This is a genomic window from Halomonas sp. SH5A2, assembly GCF_014263395.1.
Classification (GTDB): Bacteria; Pseudomonadota; Gammaproteobacteria; order Pseudomonadales; family Halomonadaceae; genus Vreelandella.
On sequence record NZ_CP058321.1, the window covers coordinates 2,813,912 to 2,839,828 of the forward strand.

The 25,917-nt window shown below is 55.3% G+C and carries 24 protein-coding genes and 1 tRNA gene; 10 read left to right on the forward strand and 15 right to left on the reverse strand.

Annotation, left to right across the window (positions count from 1 at the left end; translation table 11 throughout):
• Window positions 1-558, reverse strand: a complete 558-nt coding sequence (locus tag HXW73_RS13065; protein ID WP_186253511.1) for a cytochrome b — start codon at window positions 556-558, stop codon at window positions 1-3.
• Window positions 559-663: 105 nt separating this feature from the next.
• Window positions 664-1,542, reverse strand: a complete 879-nt coding sequence (locus HXW73_RS13070) for a LysR substrate-binding domain-containing protein (protein ID WP_186253512.1) — start codon at window positions 1,540-1,542, stop codon at window positions 664-666.
• A gap of 104 nt (window positions 1,543-1,646) precedes the next feature.
• On the opposite strand from HXW73_RS13070, the gene HXW73_RS13075 reads away from it, so the two are divergent.
• A complete protein-coding gene (locus HXW73_RS13075) occupies window positions 1,647-2,525 on the forward strand; it encodes a DMT family transporter (RefSeq protein ID WP_186253513.1) in 879 nt (292 codons plus the stop codon).
• Between the two features lie 115 nt (window positions 2,526-2,640).
• Here the strand turns inward: HXW73_RS13075 and HXW73_RS13080 are convergent, their stop codons facing one another.
• Window positions 2,641-3,756, reverse strand: a complete 1,116-nt coding sequence (locus HXW73_RS13080) for a hypothetical protein (protein ID WP_186253514.1) — start codon at window positions 3,754-3,756, stop codon at window positions 2,641-2,643.
• 311 nt (window positions 3,757-4,067) lie between these two features.
• Between HXW73_RS13080 and HXW73_RS13085 the strand changes: the two genes are divergently transcribed.
• The 3 genes from HXW73_RS13085 (at window position 4,068) to HXW73_RS13095 (ending at window position 8,410) form a co-directional block, all read left to right on the forward strand.
• Window positions 4,068-4,454, forward strand: a complete 387-nt coding sequence (locus tag HXW73_RS13085) for a septal ring lytic transglycosylase RlpA family protein (RefSeq protein ID WP_186253515.1) — start codon at window positions 4,068-4,070, stop codon at window positions 4,452-4,454.
• Between the two features lie 209 nt (window positions 4,455-4,663).
• The gene (locus HXW73_RS13090; protein ID WP_186253516.1) at window positions 4,664-5,665 is read left to right on the forward strand and encodes an NADP-dependent oxidoreductase; all 1,002 of its coding nucleotides are present in this window, start codon (window positions 4,664-4,666) and stop codon (window positions 5,663-5,665) included.
• Window positions 5,666-5,887: 222 nt separating this feature from the next.
• Window positions 5,888-8,410 carry a membrane-bound PQQ-dependent dehydrogenase, glucose/quinate/shikimate family gene (locus HXW73_RS13095; protein ID WP_186253517.1) on the forward strand — a complete coding sequence of 841 codons (2,523 nt, stop codon included), beginning with the start codon at window positions 5,888-5,890 and terminating at the stop codon, window positions 8,408-8,410.
• A 76-nt stretch (window positions 8,411-8,486) separates the two neighbouring features.
• Here the strand turns inward: HXW73_RS13095 and HXW73_RS13100 are convergent, their stop codons facing one another.
• A complete protein-coding gene (locus HXW73_RS13100) occupies window positions 8,487-10,526 on the reverse strand; it encodes a TonB-dependent receptor family protein (RefSeq protein ID WP_186253518.1) in 2,040 nt (679 codons plus the stop codon).
• Between the two features lie 267 nt (window positions 10,527-10,793).
• On the opposite strand from HXW73_RS13100, the gene HXW73_RS13105 reads away from it, so the two are divergent.
• A complete protein-coding gene (locus HXW73_RS13105; protein WP_009722289.1) occupies window positions 10,794-10,967 on the forward strand; it encodes a YqaE/Pmp3 family membrane protein in 174 nt (57 codons plus the stop codon).
• A gap of 56 nt (window positions 10,968-11,023) precedes the next feature.
• Here HXW73_RS13105 and HXW73_RS13110 read toward each other — a convergent pair whose 3' ends face one another.
• Window positions 11,024-11,509, reverse strand: coding sequence for a nucleoside deaminase (locus HXW73_RS13110; protein ID WP_186253519.1), 486 nt, complete (start codon window positions 11,507-11,509; stop codon window positions 11,024-11,026).
• Between the two features lie 31 nt (window positions 11,510-11,540).
• Complete coding sequence (locus HXW73_RS13115; RefSeq protein WP_186253520.1) at window positions 11,541-12,806, reverse strand: dicarboxylate/amino acid:cation symporter; 1,266 nt, start codon at window positions 12,804-12,806, stop codon at window positions 11,541-11,543.
• A gap of 117 nt (window positions 12,807-12,923) precedes the next feature.
• Here HXW73_RS13115 and HXW73_RS13120 point away from each other — a divergent pair, with 117 nt between their 5' ends.
• Both HXW73_RS13120 and HXW73_RS13125 read left to right on the forward strand, forming a co-directional pair.
• A complete protein-coding gene (locus HXW73_RS13120; protein ID WP_186253521.1) occupies window positions 12,924-13,139 on the forward strand; it encodes a TIGR02450 family Trp-rich protein in 216 nt (71 codons plus the stop codon).
• Window positions 13,140-13,360: 221 nt separating this feature from the next.
• Window positions 13,361-13,567, forward strand: coding sequence for a cold-shock protein (locus HXW73_RS13125; protein ID WP_027336479.1), 207 nt, complete (start codon window positions 13,361-13,363; stop codon window positions 13,565-13,567).
• Between the two features lie 94 nt (window positions 13,568-13,661).
• Here the strand turns inward: HXW73_RS13125 and HXW73_RS13130 are convergent, their stop codons facing one another.
• Window positions 13,662-14,525 (reverse strand): putative RNA methyltransferase, encoded by an 864-nt coding sequence (locus HXW73_RS13130; protein WP_186253522.1) that lies wholly within the window; start codon window positions 14,523-14,525, stop codon window positions 13,662-13,664.
• Between the two features lie 191 nt (window positions 14,526-14,716).
• On the opposite strand from HXW73_RS13130, the gene HXW73_RS18055 reads away from it, so the two are divergent.
• Window positions 14,717-15,127: a hypothetical protein gene (locus HXW73_RS18055; RefSeq protein WP_186256074.1), complete on the forward strand. Its 411-nt coding sequence runs from the start codon at window positions 14,717-14,719 to the stop codon at window positions 15,125-15,127.
• A 191-nt stretch (window positions 15,128-15,318) separates the two neighbouring features.
• Here the strand turns inward: HXW73_RS18055 and HXW73_RS13140 are convergent, their stop codons facing one another.
• Window positions 15,319-16,185 (reverse strand): ABC transporter substrate-binding protein, encoded by an 867-nt coding sequence (locus HXW73_RS13140; RefSeq protein ID WP_186253523.1) that lies wholly within the window; start codon window positions 16,183-16,185, stop codon window positions 15,319-15,321.
• A 250-nt stretch (window positions 16,186-16,435) separates the two neighbouring features.
• On the opposite strand from HXW73_RS13140, the gene HXW73_RS13145 reads away from it, so the two are divergent.
• A complete protein-coding gene (locus tag HXW73_RS13145) occupies window positions 16,436-18,601 on the forward strand; it encodes a TonB-dependent receptor (protein ID WP_186253524.1) in 2,166 nt (721 codons plus the stop codon).
• Between the two features lie 338 nt (window positions 18,602-18,939).
• Here HXW73_RS13145 and HXW73_RS13150 read toward each other — a convergent pair whose 3' ends face one another.
• From HXW73_RS13150 to HXW73_RS13165, 4 genes are all read right to left on the reverse strand, one after another.
• Window positions 18,940-19,530 carry a hypothetical protein gene (locus HXW73_RS13150; RefSeq protein WP_186253525.1) on the reverse strand — a complete coding sequence of 197 codons (591 nt, stop codon included), beginning with the start codon at window positions 19,528-19,530 and terminating at the stop codon, window positions 18,940-18,942.
• Window positions 19,523-20,515, reverse strand: coding sequence for an IS30 family transposase (locus HXW73_RS13155; RefSeq protein ID WP_186252811.1), 993 nt, complete (start codon window positions 20,513-20,515; stop codon window positions 19,523-19,525). Before HXW73_RS13155 ends, HXW73_RS13150 begins: the two co-directional genes overlap by 8 nt.
• An 89-nt stretch (window positions 20,516-20,604) precedes the next feature.
• Window positions 20,605-21,078 (reverse strand): hypothetical protein, encoded by a 474-nt coding sequence (locus tag HXW73_RS13160; protein WP_186253526.1) that lies wholly within the window; start codon window positions 21,076-21,078, stop codon window positions 20,605-20,607.
• A 220-nt stretch (window positions 21,079-21,298) separates the two neighbouring features.
• Window positions 21,299-21,484: a hypothetical protein gene (locus tag HXW73_RS13165; protein ID WP_186253527.1), complete on the reverse strand. Its 186-nt coding sequence runs from the start codon at window positions 21,482-21,484 to the stop codon at window positions 21,299-21,301.
• Between the two features lie 244 nt (window positions 21,485-21,728).
• Here HXW73_RS13165 and HXW73_RS13170 point away from each other — a divergent pair, with 244 nt between their 5' ends.
• A complete protein-coding gene (locus HXW73_RS13170; RefSeq protein WP_186252811.1) occupies window positions 21,729-22,721 on the forward strand; it encodes an IS30 family transposase in 993 nt (330 codons plus the stop codon).
• Between the two features lie 2 nt (window positions 22,722-22,723).
• Here the strand turns inward: HXW73_RS13170 and HXW73_RS13175 are convergent, their stop codons facing one another.
• The 3 genes from HXW73_RS13175 to HXW73_RS13185 all read right to left on the reverse strand — a co-directional run bounded on the left by HXW73_RS13175 (window position 22,724) and on the right by HXW73_RS13185 (window position 25,847).
• Window positions 22,724-23,044 carry a nucleotide pyrophosphohydrolase gene (locus HXW73_RS13175; RefSeq protein ID WP_186253528.1) on the reverse strand — a complete coding sequence of 107 codons (321 nt, stop codon included), beginning with the start codon at window positions 23,042-23,044 and terminating at the stop codon, window positions 22,724-22,726.
• Between the two features lie 103 nt (window positions 23,045-23,147).
• Complete coding sequence (locus HXW73_RS13180) at window positions 23,148-25,538, reverse strand: DNA/RNA helicase domain-containing protein (RefSeq protein ID WP_186253529.1); 2,391 nt, start codon at window positions 25,536-25,538, stop codon at window positions 23,148-23,150.
• 232 nt (window positions 25,539-25,770) lie between these two features.
• Window positions 25,771-25,847: transfer RNA gene (locus tag HXW73_RS13185), tRNA-Ile, on the reverse strand.
• Window positions 25,848-25,917 lie beyond the last annotated feature (70 nt).

A 25,917-nucleotide genomic window follows, 5' to 3' on the forward strand; every position in this document is an offset into this window, starting at 1 on the left:
CTAGTCAAACAGGCTCATACGGGTCATCACGTTGTCGCGCTTGATGCGCCAGTGATAAAGCGCGCCCAATACATGTAGGGTTACAAGCACCACAATGGCCCAGCCGAGCCAACCATGCCAGGTAAAGAGCCGCTCAGAAAGCGCTGGACGCTCGCCAATGAGTCCAGGCAGATGCCAATGAAAGAACTCTACCGGGAAACCGCCGCTGGCGGTGGCAGCCCACCCCAATAGCGGCATCGCGATCAAGGCCGCATAGAGCAAATGATGCACGCTGGTGCTGACAACACGCTCGAAACCGTTCAAGGGCGGGTCGTGGTCGGGCACCACGAACGCAATCCGGGTGATGATACGTAGTGTCATCAGCAGCAGTATGGTCACACCCAGCGTTTTATGACTGGTATACAGCAGGTTTGTAAACCCCGTGCCGATCAGCGCTACCGTCCGCTCAAAGCCCAAAAAGCCCAGCGTCAAACCACTCGCCAGCGAGAGTAGTGCCGCCCCCGCGACCAGCCAGTGGAGGACCCGGTGAGGGTAAATATAGTGGTCTAACTCGTGCATGCTGTGCTCCTCTACAACCGCCCAGAATTCGCTTATGTGCGCTTAGTTTAGCGAGTTCTTGGCAACTTCGCTGATAAAGCCAACTGTCACCGTCAACGCTTGCCCTCATGGCACCCAGGCATCAACCGGTGCGGCCAACTGCTCGCGGATCAGTTCACCCAGCCGGCGTGCGGGTTCCGACGGGCGATGCGGTGCGCGGTGGAGCGCCAGCTCGATCATCGGCAGCGACGGCAGGCCACTGGCTTCGTCAAGTGGCCTTAAAAGCGGCGTCAGCATGCTCCGCGTTACCACCACCACCGCCAACCCGGCGGTCACGATAGGCGCCAGCCCGGCCATGGATTGGCTGGTATAGGCGACACGCCAGTCACGCCCAGCGTTTTGCAGCGCCTGTTCGGCTATTTCACGAAACACATCCGCGCCGGGGGAATACAGCGCCAATGGTAGCGGGTCAGTTAACGATGGCTGCTGATTGACGCCTACCGCCCATATCAAGGGCTCGCGCCGAATGATCTCGCCGCCTGGCGAATTACGCTGCCGGGTCACCAGCGCCAGGTCCAGCTCGGCACGTTTTACGCGCTCGATCAGGTCACCACTGGTACCGCACCTGACCTGAAGCCCCACACCTGGGTATAGCTGGTGAAAGTAGGCAAACACGGAAGGCAATAGCGATGCGTAGTCTTCCGGGATGCCCAGGGTCAGTTCACCGCTCACCTGGCGCGCCTGCATGTCGCTCCAGGCCTCGTCATTGAGTATCAACAAGCGGCGGGCGTGGTTAAGTAACCGCTCCCCATCCGGGGTAAAGCGAAGTTTCCGCCCTTCCCGCTCGTGAAGGGTCAGCGCCAGTTGGGTTTCCAGACGCTGAAGCTGCATGCTGACGGTCGACTGGGTATAGGCCAGGCGCTTTGCGGCAGCCGTCACGCTGCCGGTGTCGGCAATTGCCACTAGCGTGCGTAGTAACGTCAGGTCCAGCGTTGGCGCCCTCATACATCATATTCCTTGATATAAACGATCATAAAAGATCGATATTGTGATGTTTTACCAATGAGTATGCTGTGCAGGTCACTTCAAGGCAAGTCAGGAGACCGCCCATGCATTCCGTCAATCCACTCGTTGTATTTCCACGTAGCTACAGTGTTGGCGCGGCACTGGTGGCCGTGATGCTTTGGAGTGCCGCCCCCATTCTGGCTGATTATGCCCGCGCCACGCCGCCGCTTCAGCTCACGGCACTGACGCTGTTAGCAGGCGCATTGGCAACACTTCCGTTGAGTCGACGGGTTAACGTCGCCGCCTGTGGCCACGCTTGGCAGCTAAGCATTTGGCTGGGTATTCCGTTGCTGATCATTGGCGCCGTCAGCACGTATTTTATCGGCATGCGGCTGGCCCCAGCGGCTGAAGCAGCATTGATCACCTATACCTGGCCGGTGCTATTCGTTCTGCTCAGCCAGTGGAGCCGGTTTGGTCGTTTGCGGATGGGCGGACTGGTCGGTGCGCTGATTGCCTTTTCCGGTGCGGCCCTGCTGCTGATCCCCCAGGCGTCTGGTGGCGGTGGCGACACAGCGATCACCGGTTACGCACTGGCACTTCTCGCGGCCTGCTGCTGGGCACTTTATTCCTGGCTGAGCCAAGTGGCTCCGGTACCGCTAACACCGTTGCTGCCGCGTTTATTGCTGATTGCCTGTGTGATGGCCGCGGCCGCGAGTGCACTACTCGAAGGACAAATTGCATTACCCAGCAGCGACGCAGTGCTAACCGGCATGGCGCTGGGCCTTGGCCCTTACGGCATCGCAATGGTGGCTTGGGATAAAGCGCTGCGCTGGGGGCATACCAGCCTGGTCGGCAGCCTCGCCTATGGCGTGCCCATTTTAGCGGCGCTGCTGCTGGTATTAGCGGGAATGAGCACGCTGGACTGGCGTCTGCCGGTTGCTGGCGCCCTGGTGGTAGTGGGGTGTCTGAAAGCTGGCCGTTAATGCCAGGCATCTGGATAGCCAGGCATCCTGGTTAGCTCTTTGAACTTAAAAGCCGCCTGGCAAGGCGGCTTTTAAGCTATTACCTATAGGTCTATTCCTGCTTCCCGCTTCCTGCTTACAACTGAGGCTCTCCTTCGCTTGGTTCGGCGCGAGTACTAAGCTCAAATAAACCACTGGCGGTATTACTATAGCCCCGGGCGGTGACCGTGTAGGTACCGGGTAGCAGTTGCTCGGTTATTCGCGAATCCGTGCCGCCTGCACCGTCATCATCGCTTAACGAAACGCCGTTGCCCTCAACTTCCAAATACGTATCGAAATCGCTGGAACGCATGTCGAGCGTGACGCTGGATGTCTCATCGAGCGTTAGCTCATAGGTCAACGACTCACCGCTGTACCAGCCATTGAGTGACTCGCCCGGCGTCAACTCACCCGCATTACGCAGTTGGGTGTCGCTAGGCAACTCCCGGGGCGTCAGCGCCAAGGTAAAAACACCTTCGCCGTCGCCGTAGGCCGAACGCGCTGTCAATTGATATTCGCCGGGCGCTAGAAAATCGGCGATACGCGCATTCAGGTTACCCGCGCTATCGTCATCCTCACGGTAGTAGCCATTGGGCCCTTCCAGCACCAGGTAGGCGTCGAATTCATCGGAACGCATGTCAATGTCGTACATGCCCGCCTCTTCAACCGTGAACGTATATTCACGCTCATCGCTCTGCAGCCAGCTATCCAGAGGCGTATCCAACGCCAAGGTGTCCGTATCGCTAAGCTCAAGGCGACGGCTTTCAAGGGTAAAAGGCCCATAGCTTTGAGCGTCTGCCCCACTGACCACCAGCATATAATCGCCGCTTTGATCGATGCGCTGGCGCAATACCTCGGCGCTATCCAACAGTTGAAGCTGGTCATCATAAATAGCCACCACGCCTTGCAGGGCTCCATCAAGCGACACCTCAACCAAATCATCTTCGTCCAGAGCGATGACATAGCGCTCGAAACGGCTGCCATCGTTGCCGTTCAGCGCGCTCTCAGAGGTCACCTCCCCCCTCAAGCGCTCACCCAAGGTAGCACGCTCTAGACCTGCCAAACGGCTCGGCTCAGCAGTGTCCTGGTCGGTTTGGGACTCATGTGCTGGCTCGGACGGGATATTGGGCGTAATGGACTGTGCCGCTAAAAAGCCGATGACACCGCCGCCAACGGCGACAAGCAGATAACCAAACGGAGAAGATTTAGCCATGAGCAATCCTTGATCTTGTGGCAGATATAATCGGGTTGAAACCGGCATTATAAGCGCATATTCGCTGCAATTGGGTCGCCAGCCTCATCGGGTTTCGCTTTTTTTATAGCCACGATGTTACCAACGGCATTGGGTAAGCCGCTGAATTAAAAGGCGCCAAATATTATAGGCAATAGAGGCCAACATGAGGCCAATAGCGCCGATCGTCTAAAAGCTTGCCCAGAATACTGTGCAGCGTTACTATCAAGTAGCCAAGTTGGCACCTCATCGATGGATGCGGAACCCGCGACACGACACACTGAGGTACTCCTATGGGAGCTATCAAACAGACCTTTATTACCTTTTGCTTCGCCATAGCTCTATTCACCACGGCAGTGAATAACGCTCTGGCCCACGATACATCAACAGACATTCAGAAAGGCGTTGCGTCTTTTTACAGTGATCGCTTTCAAGGAGCGACCACTGCCAGTGGTGACGCCTTTGATCAACAGGCGTTGACGGCCGCTCACCCAAGCCTTCCCTTTGGAAGCAAGGTGCTGGTAAAGCGCCCTGATACCGGGCAAGAAGTTGAAGTTATGATTAATGACCGCGGTCCTTACGTTCAAGGACGCATCATAGACCTGTCCAAAAGCGCAGCGCGTGAATTGGGCATGCTGAAGCGCGGCGTAGCACCGGTGATGGTGACGTTGTTGAACTAGCAACGCCTTACCACTACCTACTGCATTTCCAACAACGGGCGCTCAGCGCCCGTTGTTTTTTTGTGCGTCTTTTGCCACGATTTGCGACGAAACTCTAAAGCACGCTAACGGTCTTTAAATAGGGTCTGTTGAGGTTTCACTTACGGCCTCGATGAAACGCAACGACCCTTGCACGGAACGTTTTTCAAAACGCAGTCGCAGGAGGCACCATGCAGTCTCGCTTTTTTACGCTAAGCCGTTATCCGGAAGGCCGCCCCGAACGCGAACTCTTTCAACTGGAAACCCAAACGCTCCCGGAGCTCGCCCCCGGCGAAGTCCGCATCCGCAACCACTGGCTTTCAGTAGACCCTTACATGCGCGGCCGAATGACCGGCCTGCATACTTATGTGCCACCGTTTGAGCTGGGCAAACCCATGGAAGGCGGCGCCGTTGGCGAGGTCATTGCCTCACGAGACGAGCGCCTGAAAGAAGGCGACCTGGTCGGCCATATGGGCGGCTGGCGCGATATTGCGCAGATTTCTTCTGAAGGCGTTCAAACGCTGCCGGATTTCGGCGTGGCTGAGCAGGCTTATCTAGGCGTCCTGGGAATGCCAGGCATGACCGCCTGGACGGGGCTTAACCGCATTTCCAACTGTCAGCCTGGCGATAACGTCCTGGTCAGTGCCGCCAGCGGTGCCGTTGGTTCATTGGCGGTCCAGTTGGCGAAAGCCAAAGGTTGTCACGTGGTGGGTATCGCGGGTGCTGCCAACAAACTGGCCTGGCTGGAATCGCTGCATGTCGAACCCGTGAGCTACCGCGACCGAAGCGCTCAAGAGCTTGGCGATGCCATCCAACTGGCCAGCCCGAAAGGCATTGACGTGGTGTTTGAAAACGTCGGTGGCATCTGCCTGGAAGCGGCTTTAAGCCAGCTAAACGAGGGGGCTCGGATTGCGGTCTGCGGCATGATTGACAGCTACAACGCCAAAACTCCCACCCCCGGCCCCAGCAATCTGGCCCAGCTTGTGGTGCGCAAGGCGAAAATGCAGGGCTTTATCGTGACCGATCATTGGCAACATTACCCAGACTTCCTCAAGGAAGTGGCTCCCCAGGTAGTCGCCGGTAAGCTCGACTATAAAGAAACCGTCAAAGAAGGACTGGAAAACACCCCCGATGCCTTCCTGGCGCTGTTCGATGGCGGCAATACCGGCAAGATGCTGGTCAAGCTGGACTGATGCCGCACTGAACGCCCTCCCTCTTGTATTTTTAAGCCGCGCTGGCCTTCCAGCGCGGCTTTTTCTTTTACCTAACCGCTCACATCATTGAGAAACACGCAAAATCGTTAGACCATTGGTGTATTGACTCTTAAAATAGTTAGCGCGTTAAGCATATGACGCCTCAATGATTGCTCACGGGGGTCGCAAGGCGATCCAGGATTCATAAAAAGGGGAACCTTCATGGAAGACCGCAAGCGGGCAAAATGGCCCGCTCTTTTACTTGGCCTACTGCTTATCATCGCGGGCCTCGCCTTGGCGATTGGCGGCGGAAAGTTACTTAGCCTTGGAGGCAGCGCGTATTACTTGATAGCGGGCGTGGCCATTATCGCAAGCGGCGTACTGCTCGCCCTTCGCAGGGGAGCCGCTTTGTGGCTCTACGCGCTAATTTTATTCGCCACCTTGGCGTGGGCACTGTGGGAAGTCGGCCTGGACTGGTGGCAACTTGTCCCCCGGGTGGCCATTCCCTGTTTGATCGGCATTGTGCTGCTCCTGCCGTGGTGGCGCAAACCCCTCAACTCGCGCGGCGGCAGCGTAGCGCTTGGACTCGCCATTATCGCTTCGATTGGCGTCGCCTTGGTCAGTCAGCTTGACGATCCGGCAACCGTCGAAGGCACCATCGATACCCAGCGCAGCGACCATCAGGAGACCGTCAACCCAGCTCAGGTGGCCGGTGACGACTGGCCCGCCTATGGCGGCACCAACGCGGGCACGCACTATTCAAGCCTTGCTCAGATAACGCCGGACAACATCGGCGAACTGGAAGAAGTCTGGCGCATCCAGACCGGCGACGAAGCAGGCCCTAACGCACCGCCGGAAATCACCAACCAGAACACGCCGCTCAAGGTAAACGATAGCCTTTACATCTGCACCTCGCACAGTCGCGCGATGTCATTGGACCCGGAAACCGGCGAGACCAACTGGTCCTTCGACCCGGAGATCAGCACCATGGGTGCAGAGGATTTCTCCGGCTGGGCACATATGACCTGCCGCGGCCTCGCCTATTACGATGCCGGCAGCTATGCAGATAGCGACGACACCCGCGAGACTGGCGCCAACACGACGGATGGCACCCGCCAGACGGCTGAACTATTCGATCGCGATACCTTTGATATTGACCTGGCGTTTCTGCTGTTCATGAACATGGGCAGCGACGCTCGGGATGACGTCACGCCCAGCATGCCGAGTGCCGCTGACGTGATGTGTCCGCGCAGGCTCTACCTGCCTACCGCTGACGCGCGCCTGATCGCGCTAAATGCGGAGACCGGCGAGCGCTGCGAAGCATTTGGCGATGGCGGCGAAATCGACCTGACGCGTAACATCGGCGACTTTGATCCCGGCGGCTACTATTCCACCTCCCCCGCCACGGTGACCGAGAACCTGGTTATCCTCGGCGGCCACGTCACCGATAACAGCTCCACCGATGAACCGTCCGGCGTAATCCGCGCCTCTGACGTGCACACCGGCGAGCTTGTCTGGAACTGGGACAGCGGCAACCCTCACGACACCGAGCCGCTGGACGACGGTGAAACCTACACCCGCAACTCACCCAACGTTTGGGCACCGATCAGCGTCGATGAAGACCTGGGCATGGTCTATCTGCCCATGGGCAATGCCACGCCCGACCAGTACGGTGCCAACCGCAGCGCCAACGATGAGACCTACAGCGCCGGGCTGGTAGCTCTCGACCTTGAATCGGGTCAGGTCGAATGGGTCTACCAGTTTGTTCACCACGATCTCTGGGATATGGACACCCCCGCCCAGCCGGTACTGATTGATCTCGCCACCGAGGACGGCACCCAGCCAGCGGTCGTTCAGCCGACCAAGCAGGGCAGCCTTTACGTGTTGAACCGCGAAACCGGCGAGCCGATTGTGCCGATTGAGGAAGTCCCGGCTCCGCTGGGCGCCGTTGAAGGCGACTGGACTGCTGAGACGCAGCCGCGTTCTGAACTTAACCTACTGCCGGAGCCGCTCACCGGACACGACATGTGGGGCGCCACACCGTTTGACCAGATGATGTGTCGCATTCAGTTCAATTCCCTGCGCTACGAAGGCCAGTACACGCCGCCGTCGCTTGAGGGCAGCATTGTCTATCCAGGCAACGTCGGGGTGATGAACTGGGGCGGTGTCGCGGTGGACCCTGAGCGTCAGGCGCTGTTTACCGGCGCCAAGTACCTGGCCTTTGTCTCGACGCTGGTACCGCGTGAAGAGGTCGAAGAGGGCCAGGGCTCGGCCAGCGAACAGGGGCTGCAAGTCAATGCCGGTGCGCCCTACGCCGTCAAGCTGGGTCCGCTACTGTCAGTGCTTGGACTGCCCTGCCAAGCGCCTTCCTGGGGGGATGTTGCGGGTATCGACCTGCAGGACGCCGAGGTTGTCTGGAAACATCGTAACGGCTCCACCCGGGACAGCATGCCCTTCGACTTGCCGATTGGTCTTGAGGTAGGCGTGCCAGCCCTTGGCGGCCCGCTGACTACCGGCGGCGGGGTTTCGTTTTTGAGCGGCACGCTGGATCAGTACCTGCGCGGTTACGATATCACCACGGGAGAAGAGCTTTTCAAGGCTCGCCTGCCCGCAGGCGGCCAGGCGACACCGATGACCTACACCGGTGAAGACGGTCGCCAGTACGTGGTGGTAACGGCCGGTGGCCACGGCACCTTTGGTACCCAAATGGGTGACTATGTAATTGGCTACGCGCTACCAGAGTAATTTAGCGCATCCACCAACCAAAACGGGCGGCCTCGATTGTGGGACCGCCCGTTTTTTTGCCTAAATATCTGGCGTATTAAAAGCTAACTTCTACCCCACCATAAACACTGCGCCCTGGCGCGGGCTCGTAATAGCGGCCGAAGCCGGCATTTAAGCGAACGTTGGCGTAGTGATCCTCGTCAAGCAAGTTGCGTACGCCGACATAAGCGTTGAGTCGCGTATCGTCCCCCAGGCGCCAGCCATTGCCCGCGCGCAGGTTCAACAGCCAGTAGTCGTCAACCTCTGTCTCGTTGGCGTTATCGGCTACCATGTCGCCCGTATACTGGGTTTCCAGCGTGGCAAAGCGATCATCACGCCCTTCCCAGGTCAGCTGATTAACCCAGGTCTGCTCCGGCAAACCGGGGATACGATTACCGCCAAAGCGCTCTGAGGGTGTAGAGAAGCGATCAAACTCATAGCTCGCCAGTGTCAGGGCGCTATCGAGCCGCCATTGGTCGGCAAACTGCCAGCCCAGCGCCAGTTCGATACCATCGCGATTGGTATCACCGGCGTTTTGGTAGAAGGTGCGATCCCCCTCGTCATAAGGCACCAGCTCATCGCGTACACGCACTGAAAACAGCGTCAGGTCATAATCCAGCGCCAGCGGCGCCAAATAGCCACGGGCACCCACTTCACGGTTCCAGGCTTTTTGCGGCGACACCGATGGGTTAAAACCGCCGCCCGACGGGTTGGCAAACTCTGAAAACGTCGGTGTTTCAAAGGCGGTGCCGGTATTCACGTAGACCTGATGCTGGGGGCGGTAGCGATAGCTTAGCCCCGCCGAGCCGCTCCATTCATCAAAGCTGCGGTCGCCGCTCTGATCACCATCGTCCTGGTAACGGTCGTCCACCTCTAACTCAACCCGGTCAAAGCGCGCGCCGAGCGAAAGCGTCAACTGCTCGGTCAGCGCCAGGTCGCCCTGGGCGAATACGCCGGTCGAGGTTGCCGTTTGCGTTTCTTCAGCCAACTGCTCGCCGACGACGCCCTGGGGATTCACGTCGTTGCGAAAGCGCTCGTCATCTTGCCGGGCTACCTCGACGCCTGTGATATAGCTAAGCGGCAGGTCGCCCAACGTCACCTCATGATGGTACTCGGCGCTCGCACCCAGGTAATCACGCTGGTAGCCGATGCGGCTATCGCCGACATAGGGCAGTTGCTGTTCAAAATCACGCTGGGAGATAAACCCCTTAAGGTAAAACTCACCAGGGCCAGCGGCCAGGTCTTCGTACTGTAAGCCCAGCAGTTGCTGGTCCACGTTTTGCCCTGCATCCAGCGCCAGCGAATTCGGCGCGGCCTGATCACGGCCTTCTGCCACTTCATCTGCGTTCAACGCACCGGGATCCTCCGAGCGCGGGTTGTCCAATAGGTTAACGATAGCAGTTAACGCCCGCTCGCTGCCCAGTTCCCGGCGCAGTTTGGCATTCAACAGGTACTTTTCCGTCGAGCTTTGCTCGCGATAGCCATCGACATTGAGCGCCGAGAGGCTAACGTGGTGGGACCAATCGCCTTGGCTCCCTCCGGTTTGCAGGGACGTTTTACGGTAGCCATCGCTGCCTGCTTCGGCGCGCACACTCGTACCGGGGTTATCGCGACCATCGGCGGTGGTCACATCGATCACCCCACCGGCTGCATTGCCATAGAGCACCGACGAAGGCCCCCGAATTACTTCGATACGCTCAGCGCTGTCCAAGTCAATTGCATCGAGTTGGGCCTGTCCGTCGGGCAGCGTATAAGGGATACCATCAACCATGACTATAATACCGCGCACACCAAACGGCGCGCGGGCGCCAAAGCCACGAATTGAAATGCGTTGGCCCTGGGCGAAATTATCGCGGTTTTGCAAGAACACGCCGGGCACCCGCACCAGCGATTCATCCAGCCGAACGCGTTGCTGGCCCTGGGCAATGGCGTCGGACTCAAGCGTTGAGACGGCTGCGGGCGTTGCGTAAAGCTCGCGGGCCAACCGAGGAGCGGTGACCTCAAGCGTTGCCATTTCTGTGTCATCGGGCTGCGCCCAGACTGAAGGTGTTAACAGGCAGCTCGCCAAGCAAACCGAGGTGGTGGTGAGTCTTTTCAAAGGGGTCCCTCCCGGGGCATCAAAAGAGTGTGTATAACAATGCTGTATAACTAGGCGGAACGATTTCTTATGCGACCCGTCTCAATGCCTTGTAGGCTCGCTAGAAGCGCTAATGGTGTCTACAATTGTAGTCGTTTTTGCTACTGCTACTATGAGATCGGTTGCTATCGTTCTTGTATAAGTACTTTTTAAGTACCTGCTTAAGTGCTCAGTAAGCAATGACGAGAATGACGTAAGCAACAATACCCTGTAAGCAAAGGAGGCTTCATGGCGTTTACCGCGACTGACCCGATCAAAATGATCTTTGCGGTCATTTTACCGCCCCTCGGCGTATTCTTTGAGGTGGGTTTTAAAGGACATTTCTGGCTTAACATCATCTTGACGCTGTTTGGTTTTGTGCCCGGCATCATCCATGCGTTTTATGTGATACTGAAACACTAGCTTTTCCCAGGTAATTCAAAACCGCCTGAGCCTGCGCTCAGGCGGTTTTTTTATGCTTAGCTGGCAGCGCCGCCATGCCGTCGCTTATGCAGGGCATGTACTTTTTCATCCCACCCTGCAACCGGGCCTTCTACCGGGAGGCCAGGCACCACTTGTTGAATCGGCAACGTCGCCACCGGGGGCGGTGCAACACCCAGCTCGGCCAACCAGCCACCCAACTGCGCCGAGGAACTGGCGTAGACGATACGCCCGAGCCCAACCCAGCCATGCGCCGCCGCGCACATCGGGCAATGCTCGCCGGAGGTAAACACCGTGGCCTGGGCTCGCGCTTCTGGCGTCATATGCTGTGCCGCCCAGCGTGCCAGGGCGAACTCAGGGTGCTGGGTGGAATCGCCGCCAGCAATACGGTTGCGGTCTTCAGCCAGTACCTCGCCATCGCCACTGACAAGCACACTGCCGAAGGGCTCATCGCCAGCCTTCAGGGCCTCTTCGGCAAGCGCCACGGCGCGTGCCAGGTAGCGCTGTTCTCGCTCATCCAACATGGATTCTCCTCACCTAGCGTGGTTTTCCAAGCTACCCCTTTGCCGCCGCTGCTGTCGATTCGTCAGCCGGTTCTTCACTTAGCGACTCGCCTTCGCTACGCGCGATAACGGAAGTACCGACCAGGTCGCCCGTGACGTTGAGCGCCGTACACCCCATGCCGACCAGGGCGTCGATCGCGGTCAAAAGCGCAACGGTTTCAATCGGCAGACCCACCTGGGCAAATACCGTGGCAATCATGATGATCCCTGCACCCGGTACCCCGGCCGTGCCGATCGACACCAAGGTGCCGATCAGCACAATCTGCACCATGCTGATAAAGTCCAGCGGCGCGCCGATCACATTGGCGGCAAATACGGCCGAGATGGCGATACGAATCGCCGCGCCATCCATATTCAAGGTAGCCCCTAACGGCAGGCTGAAACCATAAATACTCCTGGAAATTCCCAAGCGGCGAGCGGCATTGACCGTAATGGGTAAGGTGCCAGAACTACTTTGGGTGGCAAACGCGGTAAGCATGGGCGTGCGCGCTTCGCGGAAGAAGGTACGCAGTTTCACCCCGAACAGACGCATGATGCCGCAGTAAATCAACAGATGAGCCGCCAGCGCGATGTAGAGTACAACGACCATATCGCCCAATGAGAGCAGCGTTTCCAGGCCCTGGCGGCTCACCGTTTCGGCGACAATCGCAAATACGCCGATGGGGACGTAATGCAAGACCCCAGACATGACTTTCAAGGTGACCTCGTTCAGCGACTCGATCAGCTCATACAGCCTCTCACCCATGGCATGCTGACGTGCTGACTGGCGCATTTTCAGCAGCGCAATGCCGAATACCAGCGCCGTAAAAATGATCCCCAGCATATTGAGCTCGGAGAAGGCACCGATAATGTTGTTCGGCACGATATTGAGCAGCGTATCGACAACGCCCGGATTATCCGGCACTGAGAAGCTGGCATCGTCATCCAGCGTCATGCCACTGCCAGGGCTAAACAGCGTCGCGACGGTTAACCCCACCATAATCGCAAGCGACGAAGACGCCAGGTAATAGCCGAGCACTTTACCGCCGATGCGGCCAGCGCTGCCCTCGCGGGACTGGTTAACGCCCACCATCAAGGTAAACAGCACAATCGGCACAATCAGAAAGGTCAGCAACCGCAGCAGCAGATCGCCCAGCGGCGACAGCCAGGCCGCCACTGTCTCGCCACCTACAAGCCCAACCACAACGCCTAGCACCAGCGCGATAGTGACGCGTAAAATCAACGACGCCTGAGAATAGATCTTCCACATGCGTTTCATTGGGTGTCCTTTACAGGATTGAGTACGTTAGAGATGTTAACATTATAAGCCTGCTCATTATTATATCAGTGTGGCATAGCGATATCTGCCCTGATAGGTCGGTGACAAGGAGCACGAATGAACACGATCAACCCGAACAAGCTGCACCATAGCAAATGGACGGCGGTTCAGCCGCTCAACAAAGAAAAGCACTTCATTGTCACCCAACTGATCCGGGATGAGGATGAGAACGTAGTGGACGCTGTGGTCGAGGCTATCTACTCCCACCGAGAAACGACCATGCCCTGGCAGCACTTGAAAGATGACAGCGTGTGGAAAATGGGCTGGCAATAACCGATGGGCACCATGGGCATCAGAAAAATAAAACCTGAAAGGTTTTGACACCTTAATCGATTCATGGCACTGTGTCGTCAGTGGTTAGCAAGCAGCATGGTTTCAGAAGTGTACGATCTATTTCGGCAGCCTGACATTGTATTCCTTGTTTCACCCGCTACTTAAATCTGGGTAATACCAGGAACTTAATTAAGGCGCAATTGCGCGAAAGGATCTACATCATGGCAACTGGCACAGTTAAATGGTTTAACGACACTAAAGGCTTCGGTTTCATCGCTCCTTCTGACGGCGGCGACGACCTTTTTGCTCACTTCTCTGAGATTCAAGCCGACGGCTTCAAATCTCTGCAAGAAGGCGCTAGCGTCTCTTTTGACGTTACCCAAGGCAAGAAAGGCCTACAAGCTTCAAACATTAAGCAAACTTCCTAACATCTGTTAGCAGTTTGCCCGAGCCTTCCGAGGTTCGGACCACAAGGCCCGCTTATGCGGGCCTTGTTGCGTTTGGCCTCCGCGAAAATTGCCTTTAAATACGTTCCCACCGCACTACTCGCACGTCCACCGTCATGGTTATCTCACCAAGTGCAGCGGCTTTCTCACGGCCTTCAGTGGTAGCACGGTAAAAATGCGGCGTCATCACCAGCAAATCGGCAATGGCTTCTGCATCATTAAGCGTGAGCGTATAGCGCAACGTCTCTGAACCCAACGACGCGAACCCCGCTGGCGGCTCAACGTCACTTGTCCGCTCAGGTTTTAACGTCGGGTAGATGATATCGCGCAATTCACGCAGATGATCCGCCCCCGCCTCCACCTGTATCAGCAGGCCGCCTGGTTTGAGCGCGCGTGCAAACTCGTGGAAGACCGGAAAACCAAACATGCAAAGTACACAATCGAGCACCCTGCTCTGAACCGGCAGGTTGGCATTGCTACCCACCACCCAGCAACTTTGCGGCGCCTGTTTAGTGTCCTGCTTGGCTGCCGCCTGTACGGCCCATTTGGAAATATCCAACCCCATTAACGCCAACGGTGTCTCACTCGAACCCGCATTGGCTAATTCCCGAAGGTAATAGCCATCACCACAGCCGGCATCGAGGCAGCTGAATGTATCGCGAGGTAATCCTTGTTCAGCGTGGTCGAACACCGCCCGGCTCACCGCCTCGGCAATCGGCTGATAGTGCCCTGCCTCCAGAAACCGACGCCGCGCAGCCACCATCGCCTTGCTATCGCCAGGATCGCTGGAGCGCTTTTGCTGAACGGGCAGCAGGTTCACATAGCCTTGCTTTGCCATGTCGAAGCTATGCCCCGCCGAGCAGCACCATGCGCTATCCGACGGCGTTAACGGCTTACCGTCTAACGGGCAGGCCAGCGCCTGAAAAGGAGTCGTGTTCATGCCAATAATGCCTATAGAAAGAAAGCTAACCAGGCGCAGCATGGTACCGCATCGCTTTAAGAAAGATAGCGGACAGTGACCCAGAAACCCTCAATTGATAACGATTTGCATTAGACTCTGCATCATGCCATTATTCGTAGCTTGCTCTCTCCCTATGGGGCCTTGAAAACCGCGGCCATCAGGAAGCTGGAATGACGCGCCACCTACCAAACCGCTGCATGCCACTATGGCTGCTAGGCATCCTATTGCTCAGCGTTAATATCTGCGCCGCACAGGGCATTCAAGACGCCCAACTAACCGGTGATGATACGGGTGACGCGCCTTCTCCTTCTGCTCCACAGCGCATTGTCACGCTTTACCAGGGCGCGACTGACAGCGCTGTGGCGCTCGGCATCACACCGGTTGGCGTTGTCGAGTCCTGGCAGGTGGCGGCAGCCTACCTCGCTCGCTGTACTACCTGCGCAACGTCATCGACCCGCCCAGGCTACAAGTCCAAACGCATCACCACCTGCGGGTCATTGAATGTTTTATGGAGCGCTTACCAACACATTATGTGTCCCCAGCAGAGCATAAAAAACCCGTCGGTTAAGCCTACTTTATAGCGACGCGTCAAAGGTTAACCAATTATATTTCAGGCTGCCGATCACGCTGCGGGATTCGCCGTAGTAGGACCAGTACTCACAGCTGGCCACGTACTCTTTATCCAAAGGTTCGAACTCTAAAGTGTAGCGCTACTCAATCAGGGGGTGGCGTCGGTAGCACTCAGTCTTATATGAAAACGGGGGCTAGACACTCAATCGCTCGCTGGTGGAATGTTTCGCAACGCAAGCGCATCAACCAACTCACGAGCAAAACGCTGAGCAGAAGGCAGCGCGCCAAAACTCCATACCGGCGGTAAGCGCAATAGATTGGCGTTTTTAACGCTGGGTAAATGTTGCCATAAACCACTTTTCTGCAGAGTGTCTTCAACCCCAGTCGGCACCGGCTCGACAACGACCAGCGTGGCCTCAGGATAGTCGTAGAGCGCTTCGATACCCACGAGTGAAAATCCCCAGGCATTGGTGGGCCGATCCCAGGCATTGGTCAAATTGATTCGTTCAAGCACGGCATTATAGAGACTATTGTCGCCAAAAACCCTGACATGACGGGCATCCATGAATTGCACCATCAGCAGCGGCGGTGCATCAGGGCGCTGTTGGCTAAGCGTGTCCATCAACGCATGCGTTTCGTTAATTAGCTGCGCTGCCTGCAGCCGGTGGCCGGTCAACTCACCTAGCTGACGGGTGAGTGTTTGTATCTCTTGCCAGGTATGAGTGCCGGGTGAATAGGGGGAAAACGATGTGACCGGGGCAATTCTCTCCAGACGCTCTGTCAAACTGGCGAACATCGGCGAAATGAACGTTTGCGTCGGTGGCGATTGCGCCATGAGCTCGAGGTTGGGCTGTGATCGCAGGCCAAGATTTGCAACGCCGTCGGGGATCCTTGGCTCCCCCACCCACTCATGGTAACCATTTTGTTGAGCGGTACCACTCAGCGGCACGTCAATGGCCAGTAGCGTTTCGGTAATGGTCCAGTTGATGGTGGCCCACTGCGCGTGGGCATTCGACAAGGGCAGAAAACAAGCGGCCGTTAAACAGCAGCGAGCCAAGAAAGTGAGCATCGACCGGTGGCACATAGCAGCGAGAGCATCAGAAAAAAGGGATCACATTTAGACGTCAATGCGCATTTTTTGCAAGGCGCCGCGGAAAAAATAACATCCGCAGGTGTTAATACATCTCATTTTGTTTATCATATAAATCCATACCTGGAAAGATGATCATGGCACGACAGCCAAGCCCTCCGCTTTCTTACATCGGCTTCATAAAAACGCGGCGGCTGGGTGCTGCTGTAAAAACGATAGGATCGACACTATGCCTCTTGGGAACACCTCCAACACAGCGCACAAAGTACGGCTTCTGCGCGCGCTGACGCTGATCGCGATGGGTATTACACCCGCGACCGCCTGGGCGCAAACGAGTGCTGACAATCAGTCTCTGGATACCGTCACCGTCACGGGCTCCATACCGACCTATGGAGATACGCCACCTCCGGCCTTCGCCGGTGGCCAAATCGCTGCGGGTGGCCGCGTAGGACTGATCGGTGAAAAAGATTCGATGGACGTGCCTTTCAACGTCATCAGTTATACCAGTGAGCTGATGGAGAATCAGCAATCTCAGACACTGGGCGATACCCTGCAAAACGATGCCTCGGTATCGGTAGGGCTGGGCTTTGGCATCTATGGCGAAGCGTACAAGGTACGCGGCTTTAGCCTGACCGGTGACGACGTGGCTTATGGCGGCCTCTACGGCGTGCTGCCACGCCAGATCATCAACAGCGACCTTGCCGAGCGCGTCGAAGTCTTCAAAGGCGCCAGCGCCTTTACGTCGGGCATTCCCATCGGCGGGAGCGGCGGAATTGGTGGCACCGTCAACATCGAGCCCAAGCGTGCGGGGGATGACCCGATGCTCAATCTATCCAGTGGTTATCGCTCCGATGGCTACGGCGAAGTGGGCGCCGATGCTAGCAAGCGTTATGGTGATCAGCAGCAATGGGGAGCACGAGTAAGTGCCACGCGCGGCCGTGGTGATACCGCCATTGATGACGAAACCCAGCGCGATACCTCCGTCGTCGTTGGGCTCGACTACCGTGGGGATCAAGGCCGGATATTGTTCGATGTCGGTCATCAAAAGCTCACCCTGGATGGTGGCCGTTCAAGCGTTAACACCGGCGTGGCCACTCAGGTGCCCGCTGCACCGGATTCCTCGTTGAACTACACCCCCTCTTTCGGTGGAACCGAGCTAGAAACCAATTTCGGCATGGTCAGAGGCGAATATGACCTCACCAACTCCTGGACCGCTTTCGCGGCCTTGGGGGGTAACCGCACGCTCGAAGGCATCGTGTCGGCGACTCCGCGCCTTACCGATGACGCGGGTAACGCCAGTGTCAACGACTTCGAGACCGACAACCATATCGACAACTTCGCAAGCCAAGCGGGGCTGCGTGGCTACGTGCTGACCGGACCGGTTAGCCATGACATCACCTTTGGCTACTCTAGCGCCTATCGCAAGTTCGACACGGACTGGAATTTCCTCGCGGCAGGCACGACCAACATCTATGATCCCGTCGATTTATCTCGCCCGGATGGCACGCCTTTCGTGGGGGGAAGCGTGACGCGCACACGCTCCCAAGGGGTCACGCTGAGCGACACGCTTGGATTCATCGATGACCGCCTGTTGCTGACCCTGGGCGCACGCTATCAGGAACTCGAGATCGACGAACGTCCTAACGACGGTAGCAGCAATCGCTATGCCGATCGTCGGGTAACCCCCGCCGTCGGCGCTGTGTTCAAGACCACGGATAATATCTCGCTCTACGCCAACTACGTCGAAGCATTGCAGGATGGCGGCACGGTCAGTGATACCACAGCGCTGAACTTTGGGCAGCATTTGGGCATTGCCCATGCCGAGCAGCACGAGGTGGGTGCTAAGTTCGACTACGGCAATCTAGGCGGTGGCATTAGCCTGTTCCAGATCGAGCTACCCTCTGCAGCGGTCGTCGATGGCGTCGGCAACCTGGATAACGAGCAGCGTAATCGCGGCCTGGAGCTAAGTCTTTACGGTGAGCCAACGACAGGAGTCCGCCTGTTCAGCAGCGCGACCTGGATAGATGCCGAACTCACCAAAACACAGGATGGCAACGAAGGAAATGACGCCACGGGCGTTCCTGAGTATCGTTTTGTGTTCGGTGGCGAATGGGACACGCCCTTCGTCGAGCGTCTCACTGCCACTGGTCGCGTCCTGCACACGGGCTCGCAGTACGCCGATGTAGCCAACGACTTGGAGCTGGATTCTTGGACACGCCTCGATCTTGGCCTGCGCTACACCACACCGGTCGGTGGCGCTGATTGGATCTGGCGCGCAGGCATCGACAACGTTACCGACGAAGATTACTGGTCAGGCGCCTCGACATCCTTTGCAAATTATTTGATTCAAGGCGAACCGCGCACCTTCAAGCTTTCGGCGACCGTTGAGTTTTAAGTAACACTCTCTTGTTTTTTGCAATGGGAGCGCTTTTTAGGAAGCGCTCCCGTTTTTGCTGCGAGTTTGTATCTTACTCGTGTTAATGAGGCTACCTTCCAAGCCCGCGTTATCGAAGGAAAGTTCAGCATAGGATTTGAAGTGCCCTCTCCAGAGCTTCACAGGCTATAGTGCAGCTCTGGAGGGGGGCACTTCAAGCTGTCGATATCCCATGCTTTGCTTAATTTTGGTCGGTTAAGTCGAGAGAGTACCGGCGCTGGCCATCCTTCATCTACTGTGTGATCCAAAGTGCTGCGATTATTCTATGAATCCAGGAAATAAGAAAAAACAAGAAAAAGTTAATCAATTAGCATTTTCCATATACTTCTTAACTTTTTGAAATCTTGTTCATCTTCACTTTTCTCATACTCTTCCACCAACTCAAAAACATCTGAATCTTCCAAAACAAGAACATATCCTCTGTTATCTATCGCGGTATCAATGCATCGCTGATACATTGCTTTTTTATTTTCCAAGGACCTACAGACGAGTATTCCAACCTGCCCTCTACTTGGACTAAACCTTCCAGATATCTGATCAAGCTCAGGATTCCCTAAATCTTTGCCATAATTTTTACATTCAACAACTATAGTCATTGCAGAGTAATGTTGAGAAAGCCAATAAAAGAAGCCTTTTTTCGCCTCATTAATATACCTAACATCTATCCTTTTTCTTCCGTTATGTATTTCTTCCTCTCTTACGGGATTACAGAGGGAAGGATAAAAAAGTATGGAAAATATTTCTTCAATAGCGTTTTCGTAATCAGTGGCAGTTTTTCCACCCCCTGTAGAAATATTATGCAGTTGATCGGCGATTGAGGCCAAGTCTGGCTTTTTAGATCCTTGTCCCTCTAATTCGGAGAGCTGCTCTTGAGACCTGAATTCAAACATTAAGCGCAGCACCTGCGGTTTTCAGCGCCCCTGAATACTCTCCGAGGAACACTTGTGCCGGCGTCCGATACCCCAGACGTTTTCTGGGACGATTGTTCAGCTTGGAAACGACTCGCCTCAGTGCTGAGTCGCTCACCTTTCGGAAGTCCGTTCCTTTCGGGAAATACTGGCGAATCAGGCCGTTGGTATTTTCATTGGTACCACGCTGGCTTGAGCGGTACGGGTCACAAAAATAGGTCTTGGCCGAGACGGCCTTGGCAACCTGTCGATGCTCGGCAAATTCCGAACCGTTATCTAGGGTGATGCTCTGCACTGCTCCTCGGCGTGGTTCTAATAACCGGGTCATCGCCTTGGCCGTTCCAGTGGCCGTGATCTTCGGCAGGCGCGCTGCCAAGAGGTAACCGCTGCGTCTCTCGACCAGTGTCACCAAGCCGGATTCTTTGTGGCCCTTGAGTACCGTATCGCCTTCCCAGTGACCGATATGGCGTCTTTCTTCCACTTCAGCGGGGCGCTGCTCAATACCTACCCGGTGTGGGATCTTGCCTAATCCAGCATGCTTGGCTAACTGTCGCTGATAGCGCCGCTGTCGTGGTAGACGGAGTCGCTTCCATAATTCGCCGCCGTGTTTCTTGTCGTCCCAGATTAATGCATAGATCCACTGGTGGCTTACGCAAACCCCGTTGGCATTCGCCATGAAGCCACTTATTTGCTGAGGGCTCCATTCATCCATCAGTTGATCAGTCACCCAGCGAATCAGGCTTGGCAGTCGCTTCGTTACTTTCCAAGCGCTGCGTCGGCGCTGATCACTTCTCGATTGCGCCTGCTCAGGCGCATAGCCAGCCGTAAGCCCATTGCGCTTTATCTCGCGGCTGATGGTGCTGCTGTGGACCCCAATAGCCTTGGCTATTTGTCGCTGGCTGATGCCGGTCTCAAGATAAGCAAAAATTTGGTATCGTTGGGCCTGGGTCAGTTGTCGGTATCCCATGCTCTGCTTCACTTTGGTCGGTAAAGTCGAGAGGGTACCGGCGCTGGCCCTCCTTCCTCTACTGTGTGATCCAAAGTGCTGCGGTTATTCTATGAATCCAGGGATAATGGCACTGAGGGCGAGTTTTTCTTTTGCTCTCTATATTCATCCATTATGTAAGGCCTTGCAACAGTTTGTTCAACCACCGACAACTTATCTTTTCCATACTTTTTTATTAAATTCTTCTTAGTAACTCTCTCTCCGCCATTTTGAAGAACTTCAACAAGAGAAGTGCGGGCCTGCAAGTGTTCATGCTGCATCTGCGGAAGGATAAAATATCTATAATATTCATCTGACTTATAGCAGAGCCTACTTCTAACTATAAGCTTTGGTACTAATATAACTTTTCCATAGTTAGTCAGTGGAAGTGAGACCAGCGCATGGTCCCACTTACTTTCCTGGGGATTCCAAATAGGGCCGGAATCAATACCAGGCGTAAGTGGTACTCCGTAGTGAACGCACATATCTTGTGTATAACGAATCAATGGCCCTCTTAAAATATTACAAACGGCATCGGATATCATATCTGATCCGACTCCCGGTATCAAAAGAGCAGTATCCTCTAGGTCTTTAAGAAGCCCTGTCACTGACGCCTTGCTTTTAGTCAATGCTGACCAAACATTTTCAGCAGAGCCTGAGCCAAAACCATGCCCCTTTGACCTTCCAGACGAATAACCTAAATGAAACTCATTGCTTTCATTTAGAGACGCGAGAAGCGCCTTAGCTTTATCATCATCTCCTGACTTAATGCACTTCAATACTTGATAAAAAAGTTTGAAGCATAGAGGCTAATTCATGCCCCCAGGCAGATCGCAAATTTTTAATTGCAACGGGCTCCAAAAAAACTGGCACATCTGTTTCCAACGGTATATCAACAAAATCCAAAACAGCTTGTTTCTTTTTTAAACCAAAGTAGTCGGAAAACCTCATTTACCCCCCTGCAAAAATTAGTTTATTAACTTTAAAATTAAATAAGCGAACTTGCTTTACAGTTTTTTTCAACGAGAATTTTTCACGGTGTTATAAGTCACCGTTTCCATAACATGTATACTTTTTCGCGCTCCCTTTAACCCCTGGATTCATAGAATAACCGCAGCACTTTGGATCACACAGTAGAGGAAGGAGGGCCAGCGCCGGTACCCTCTCGACTTTACCGACCAAAGTGAAGCAGAGCATGGGATACCGACAACTGACCCAGGCCCAACGATACCAAATTTTTGCTTATCTTGAGACCGGCATCAGCCAGCGACAAATAGCCAAGGCTATTGGGGTCCACAGCAGCACCATCAGCCGCGAGATAAAGCGCAATGGGCTTACGGCTGGCTATGCGCCTGAGCAGGCGCAATCGAGAAGTGATCAGCGCCGACGCAGCGCTTGGAAAGTAACGAAGCGACTGCCAAGCCTGATTCGCTGGGTGACTGATCAACTGATGGATGAATGGAGCCCTCAGCAAATAAGTGGCTTCATGGCGAATGCCAACGGGGTTTGCGTAAGCCACCAGTGGATCTATGCATTAATCTGGGACGACAAGAAACACGGCGGCGAATTATGGAAGCGACTCCGTCTACCACGACAGCGGCGCTATCAGCGACAGTTAGCCAAGCATGCTGGATTAGGCAAGATCCCACACCGGGTAGGTATTGAGCAGCGCCCCGCTGAAGTGGAAGAAAGACGCCATATCGGTCACTGGGAAGGCGATACGGTACTCAAGGGCCACAAAGAATCCGGCTTGGTGACACTGGTCGAGAGACGCAGCGGTTACCTCTTGGCAGCGCGCCTGCCGAAGATCACGGCCACTGGAACGGCCAAGGCGATGACCCGGTTATTAGAACCACGCCGAGGAGCAGTGCAGAGCATCACCCTAGATAACGGTTCGGAATTTGCCGAGCATCGACAGGTTGCCAAGGCCGTCTCGGCCAAGACCTATTTTTGTGACCCGTACCGCTCAAGCCAGCGTGGTACCAATGAAAATACCAACGGCCTGATTCGCCAGTATTTCCCGAAAGGAACGGACTTCCGAAAGGTGAGCGACTCAGCACTGAGGCGAGTCGTTTCCAAGCTGAACAATCGTCCCAGAAAACGTCTGGGGTATCGGACGCCGGCACAAGTGTTCCTCGGAGAGTATTCAGGGGCGCTGAAAACCGCAGGTGCTGCGCTTAATGTTTGAATTCAGGCCCTTTCCGCAGGATATTTCTCCGCATTCTTCTCCATCTTCGTCCGGCATGCCGCTTCGATATCCACGTCCAGCTTGCCAGCCAGCCGAATCAGGTAGAGTTGAACATCGGCAATTTCGTCACGCACGGCGGCTAGTTGCTGCTCGTCCAGCTCTTTGGACTGCGCCTCGGTAAGCCACTGGAAGCATTCCTGCAGTTCAGCCGCCTCCACCGTCAGCGCCATGGCGAGGTTCTTGGGCGAGTGGAACTGGTCCCAGTCTCGCTCCGTGGCGAACTGGTCCATGGCGTCGTGGAGCTGCTTGAACGGGTCGGACATGTGCGTTTCACCTAACTCTTGGGTATTGGATTGATGTGTGCATGCCTACAACTAGGCTCGCTACCAAGCATCGATATGGGCGACCATAATGCAGCCTATCCCCTCACAACATAGAAAGAAATTCACCAATAACCTTCAGGTCTTCAAGCTCGTCTTCGAGCACAATGTCTTTATAGCCAAAGGCGTTGGTCTGGGGTTTCAGTACGATACGCTGGTTCACGAATTCACCGTATTCTTCGATCTTTTCGCTCTGATACAGCTTGACCGTAAAACTGCCACCATGGTCCGGGTCTTCGATAGATCTGTGCTGTACTACGACAACCTTCCCATGCCGCGTGCCGCCGGGGTTGGCCCGGAACAGGCACCAAGCACCATTGGGGATGCGCCGGTTCATCGACTCCCCCACCACTCGACTGACGAACAAATCAGGGCTTGCTCGCATGAAATCCGGCAGCTCGACCCAGTACTCGGCTTCCGCGATCTGCATCTCGCTGAACTCGCCGGCGGCGATGCTCAAGTCGTAGACGGGCACATGGCGCTCGAACGGCGCGGCCTCGTCACGCGTCACGATGGGAAGGTGCAAGCCATCCAGCATACCGGCATCTTCAGATGCATCCAGTCCCTCTGTAGCTGCTTGAGCGCGAGCAAAGGACGCGAAGTACTCTCGAGTCTCGGGGTCCGTGGCATAGACGTAACAGCCCTTCTGGCCCCGCGTCATCAACGTTCGATAGGTATTTTTGATGATCTGGTCCGCCTGGGCACGGGCATGCTCGGGCTGTTCCTTGAGCATTTTTTTGTAGCCATGAACAGAACGATCCTGACCTGCCCTCTCAGCCGCATCTGTCACAACGCGGCCATCACGAATAACAAAATCGTCTCCGATGATGACACCGACGTAGTCGAATTCGAGCCCTTGGCAGGTGTGTATGCAGCCTACTTGCTCAATAGAATCATCGGCGATAGCCCAGAGCATACCATCGTCATCAAGGTTCCATTGGGCAGAGAAGCCATGTTCAGGGAGGACGATGTCCATGGCCTGTTTGTTCTTCTTACTCGCCCAAGGCCAGCAGTAGCCTGCGACCATGCGTGCTTTGTTGGCCTTATGATTCTTTTCGCGAATCGCCCGATGCATGGCAACGGGGTCATCAAACACCTGGAAGTCATAGTCAATGTCATCGAGATCGGTGTTGGCCGTGGTGCGAATCTGAAGGGCATGATCAAGCCAAGCTAGGTAGCCATCCGAGCCGTTGCAGCGAAACTGTGACGCCAACTCTAGTTCTTGTATGTCGGCTCCGCTCTCCGCTGCTCGTCGCCTAATCTCTTCAACCGTCCCCACATCCTTCAATGTCACACGTTGCGCTTCATCGATGAAGAAAATCGACAACCATGACGCCGAGATCACCTCCTTAATCTGGCTCTCCCCAAGGTTCTGATACATGCCAGACTTTTCGTTCAGCCGGTGTGCCTCATCCACGATCAGGGCATGGAAGGTATCCGGCTCGGCATGAACGTAGCTTCCCGATCCCTTGAACAGGTTATCGATGTGGGTCTTCTTGCGGGTACCGGTCAGCTTCTTCTTGAAGACCTCTCGTGGGGCCGAGTTGCGTGACACGTACTGCGTCATCATTTCCCGATTAGTCAGTTCCACCAGCAAGTTTATAGCCACTACCGACTTGCCGGTACCCGGCCCTCCCTTGATGATCAGGCACTGCTTGTTGCCGCTACCTGCTCGGTGGGCCAGATCGAGCGCTGTCTCGTAGACCAGCTTCTGCTCGTCAATCATCAGGAACTCGGCGTTGCCATTCATCATCGACGCCAGCGCATCCGCCAGGTTTTTGCTTGGTTTGATCACACCATGTTCGATGCGATACATGATGCCGTTACTATCACCGTACTTGATGTGCTTGCTGAGAAACTCTGAAAGCCGCATTGCATCGTGAGAAATAAAGACCGGTGCACGGCTGGTGTGGTGTTCGTAGAAGGGGTCATTGATGGCATCTGCGTGCTTCATGTTGTGCAGGTAGGCACAAGGCACCAAGCGGATCGACTCGGAACGTACCGTCTCATTGTAATCTTCGATCAGCGCTCCATAGGACCAAGCCTGATACGACGGATGGTTAGTCTCGCGCACTCCACCACCCAACTGGGTACGCACGATGGCATCCTTTTTGGTCACCTCGACGGACTGCCACTGTTTCAGTTCCACAATGATCGCAGCATCGTCTCGCTGATTATTCTTGCCGGTTAGGATGAAATCCACACGGCGATTGGTCAGCGGAATATTGTATTCGATAGCCACCCCCGCCGATGCGGGAATGCCCTCATCGAGCAGAACGCTCATCATGAAGCGAAGGGAGTTCTCCCAGGACGTCACCTCACTACGGGGCGAGTTGCGGTTCAGCTTGCGTGAAACTTCATTCTCTATGATGTCGCTAATGGCGTTTGCACGTACGGCATCGATGAATTGCTGTTTGGTGGAGCTATAAACCAGCATCGGCCAGAAATTCCTAATGTGTTCAGCGGCTGAGCATGCAAGAGAGTTTTGATAAAACCATTAACGCGCATGGATTTTCAATAAGATAACGCGATGGTGGCAGCACTAGCTGATAGGCGAGTAAAAAATTAAAAGATAAGAATAAAGCAAGGAGACTATGTCCAAGCAAAGTGATAGAAGGCTACAACCAAGCCAATATCTTATAGCGAATACTGACCAAAAGAAGGGAGATTGGTGGGCCCAGTCCGACTTGAACGGACGACCAAGGGATTATGAGTCCCCTGCTCTAACCAACTGAGCTATGGGCCCGAAAGGCGTGCATATCATAGCGAATGTGGTGGGGCGAGGCCAGCCCCCGTTGGGGCTATCTTGTCATTTA

Excerpts from the sequence above, each read along its gene's own strand:
- HXW73_RS13065 (WP_186253511.1), bottom strand. The coding sequence starts at position 558 with ATGCACGAGTTAGACCACTATATTTACCCTCACCGGGTCCTCCACTGG.
- HXW73_RS13070 (WP_186253512.1), bottom strand. The coding sequence starts at position 1,542 with ATGAGGGCGCCAACGCTGGACCTGACGTTACTACGCACGCTAGTGGCA.
- HXW73_RS13075 (WP_186253513.1), top strand. The coding sequence starts at position 1,647 with ATGCATTCCGTCAATCCACTCGTTGTATTTCCACGTAGCTACAGTGTT.
- HXW73_RS13080 (WP_186253514.1), bottom strand. The coding sequence starts at position 3,756 with ATGGCTAAATCTTCTCCGTTTGGTTATCTGCTTGTCGCCGTTGGCGGC.
- HXW73_RS13085 (WP_186253515.1), top strand. The coding sequence starts at position 4,068 with ATGGGAGCTATCAAACAGACCTTTATTACCTTTTGCTTCGCCATAGCT.
- HXW73_RS13090 (WP_186253516.1), top strand. The coding sequence starts at position 4,664 with ATGCAGTCTCGCTTTTTTACGCTAAGCCGTTATCCGGAAGGCCGCCCC.
- HXW73_RS13095 (WP_186253517.1), top strand. The coding sequence starts at position 5,888 with ATGGAAGACCGCAAGCGGGCAAAATGGCCCGCTCTTTTACTTGGCCTA.
- HXW73_RS13105 (WP_009722289.1), top strand. The coding sequence starts at position 10,794 with ATGGCGTTTACCGCGACTGACCCGATCAAAATGATCTTTGCGGTCATT.
- HXW73_RS13110 (WP_186253519.1), bottom strand. The coding sequence starts at position 11,509 with ATGTTGGATGAGCGAGAACAGCGCTACCTGGCACGCGCCGTGGCGCTT.
- HXW73_RS13115 (WP_186253520.1), bottom strand. The coding sequence starts at position 12,806 with ATGAAACGCATGTGGAAGATCTATTCTCAGGCGTCGTTGATTTTACGC.
- HXW73_RS13120 (WP_186253521.1), top strand. The coding sequence starts at position 12,924 with ATGAACACGATCAACCCGAACAAGCTGCACCATAGCAAATGGACGGCG.
- HXW73_RS13125 (WP_027336479.1), top strand. The coding sequence starts at position 13,361 with ATGGCAACTGGCACAGTTAAATGGTTTAACGACACTAAAGGCTTCGGT.
- HXW73_RS13130 (WP_186253522.1), bottom strand. The coding sequence starts at position 14,525 with ATGAACACGACTCCTTTTCAGGCGCTGGCCTGCCCGTTAGACGGTAAG.
- HXW73_RS18055 (WP_186256074.1), top strand. The coding sequence starts at position 14,717 with ATGACGCGCCACCTACCAAACCGCTGCATGCCACTATGGCTGCTAGGC.
- HXW73_RS13140 (WP_186253523.1), bottom strand. The coding sequence starts at position 16,185 with ATGCTCACTTTCTTGGCTCGCTGCTGTTTAACGGCCGCTTGTTTTCTG.
- HXW73_RS13145 (WP_186253524.1), top strand. The coding sequence starts at position 16,436 with ATGCCTCTTGGGAACACCTCCAACACAGCGCACAAAGTACGGCTTCTG.
- HXW73_RS13150 (WP_186253525.1), bottom strand. The coding sequence starts at position 19,530 with ATGTTTGAATTCAGGTCTCAAGAGCAGCTCTCCGAATTAGAGGGACAA.
- HXW73_RS13155 (WP_186252811.1), bottom strand. The coding sequence starts at position 20,515 with ATGGGATACCGACAACTGACCCAGGCCCAACGATACCAAATTTTTGCT.
- HXW73_RS13160 (WP_186253526.1), bottom strand. The coding sequence starts at position 21,078 with ATGATATCCGATGCCGTTTGTAATATTTTAAGAGGGCCATTGATTCGT.
- HXW73_RS13165 (WP_186253527.1), bottom strand. The coding sequence starts at position 21,484 with ATGAGGTTTTCCGACTACTTTGGTTTAAAAAAGAAACAAGCTGTTTTG.
- HXW73_RS13170 (WP_186252811.1), top strand. The coding sequence starts at position 21,729 with ATGGGATACCGACAACTGACCCAGGCCCAACGATACCAAATTTTTGCT.
- HXW73_RS13175 (WP_186253528.1), bottom strand. The coding sequence starts at position 23,044 with ATGTCCGACCCGTTCAAGCAGCTCCACGACGCCATGGACCAGTTCGCC.
- HXW73_RS13180 (WP_186253529.1), bottom strand. The coding sequence starts at position 25,538 with ATGCTGGTTTATAGCTCCACCAAACAGCAATTCATCGATGCCGTACGT.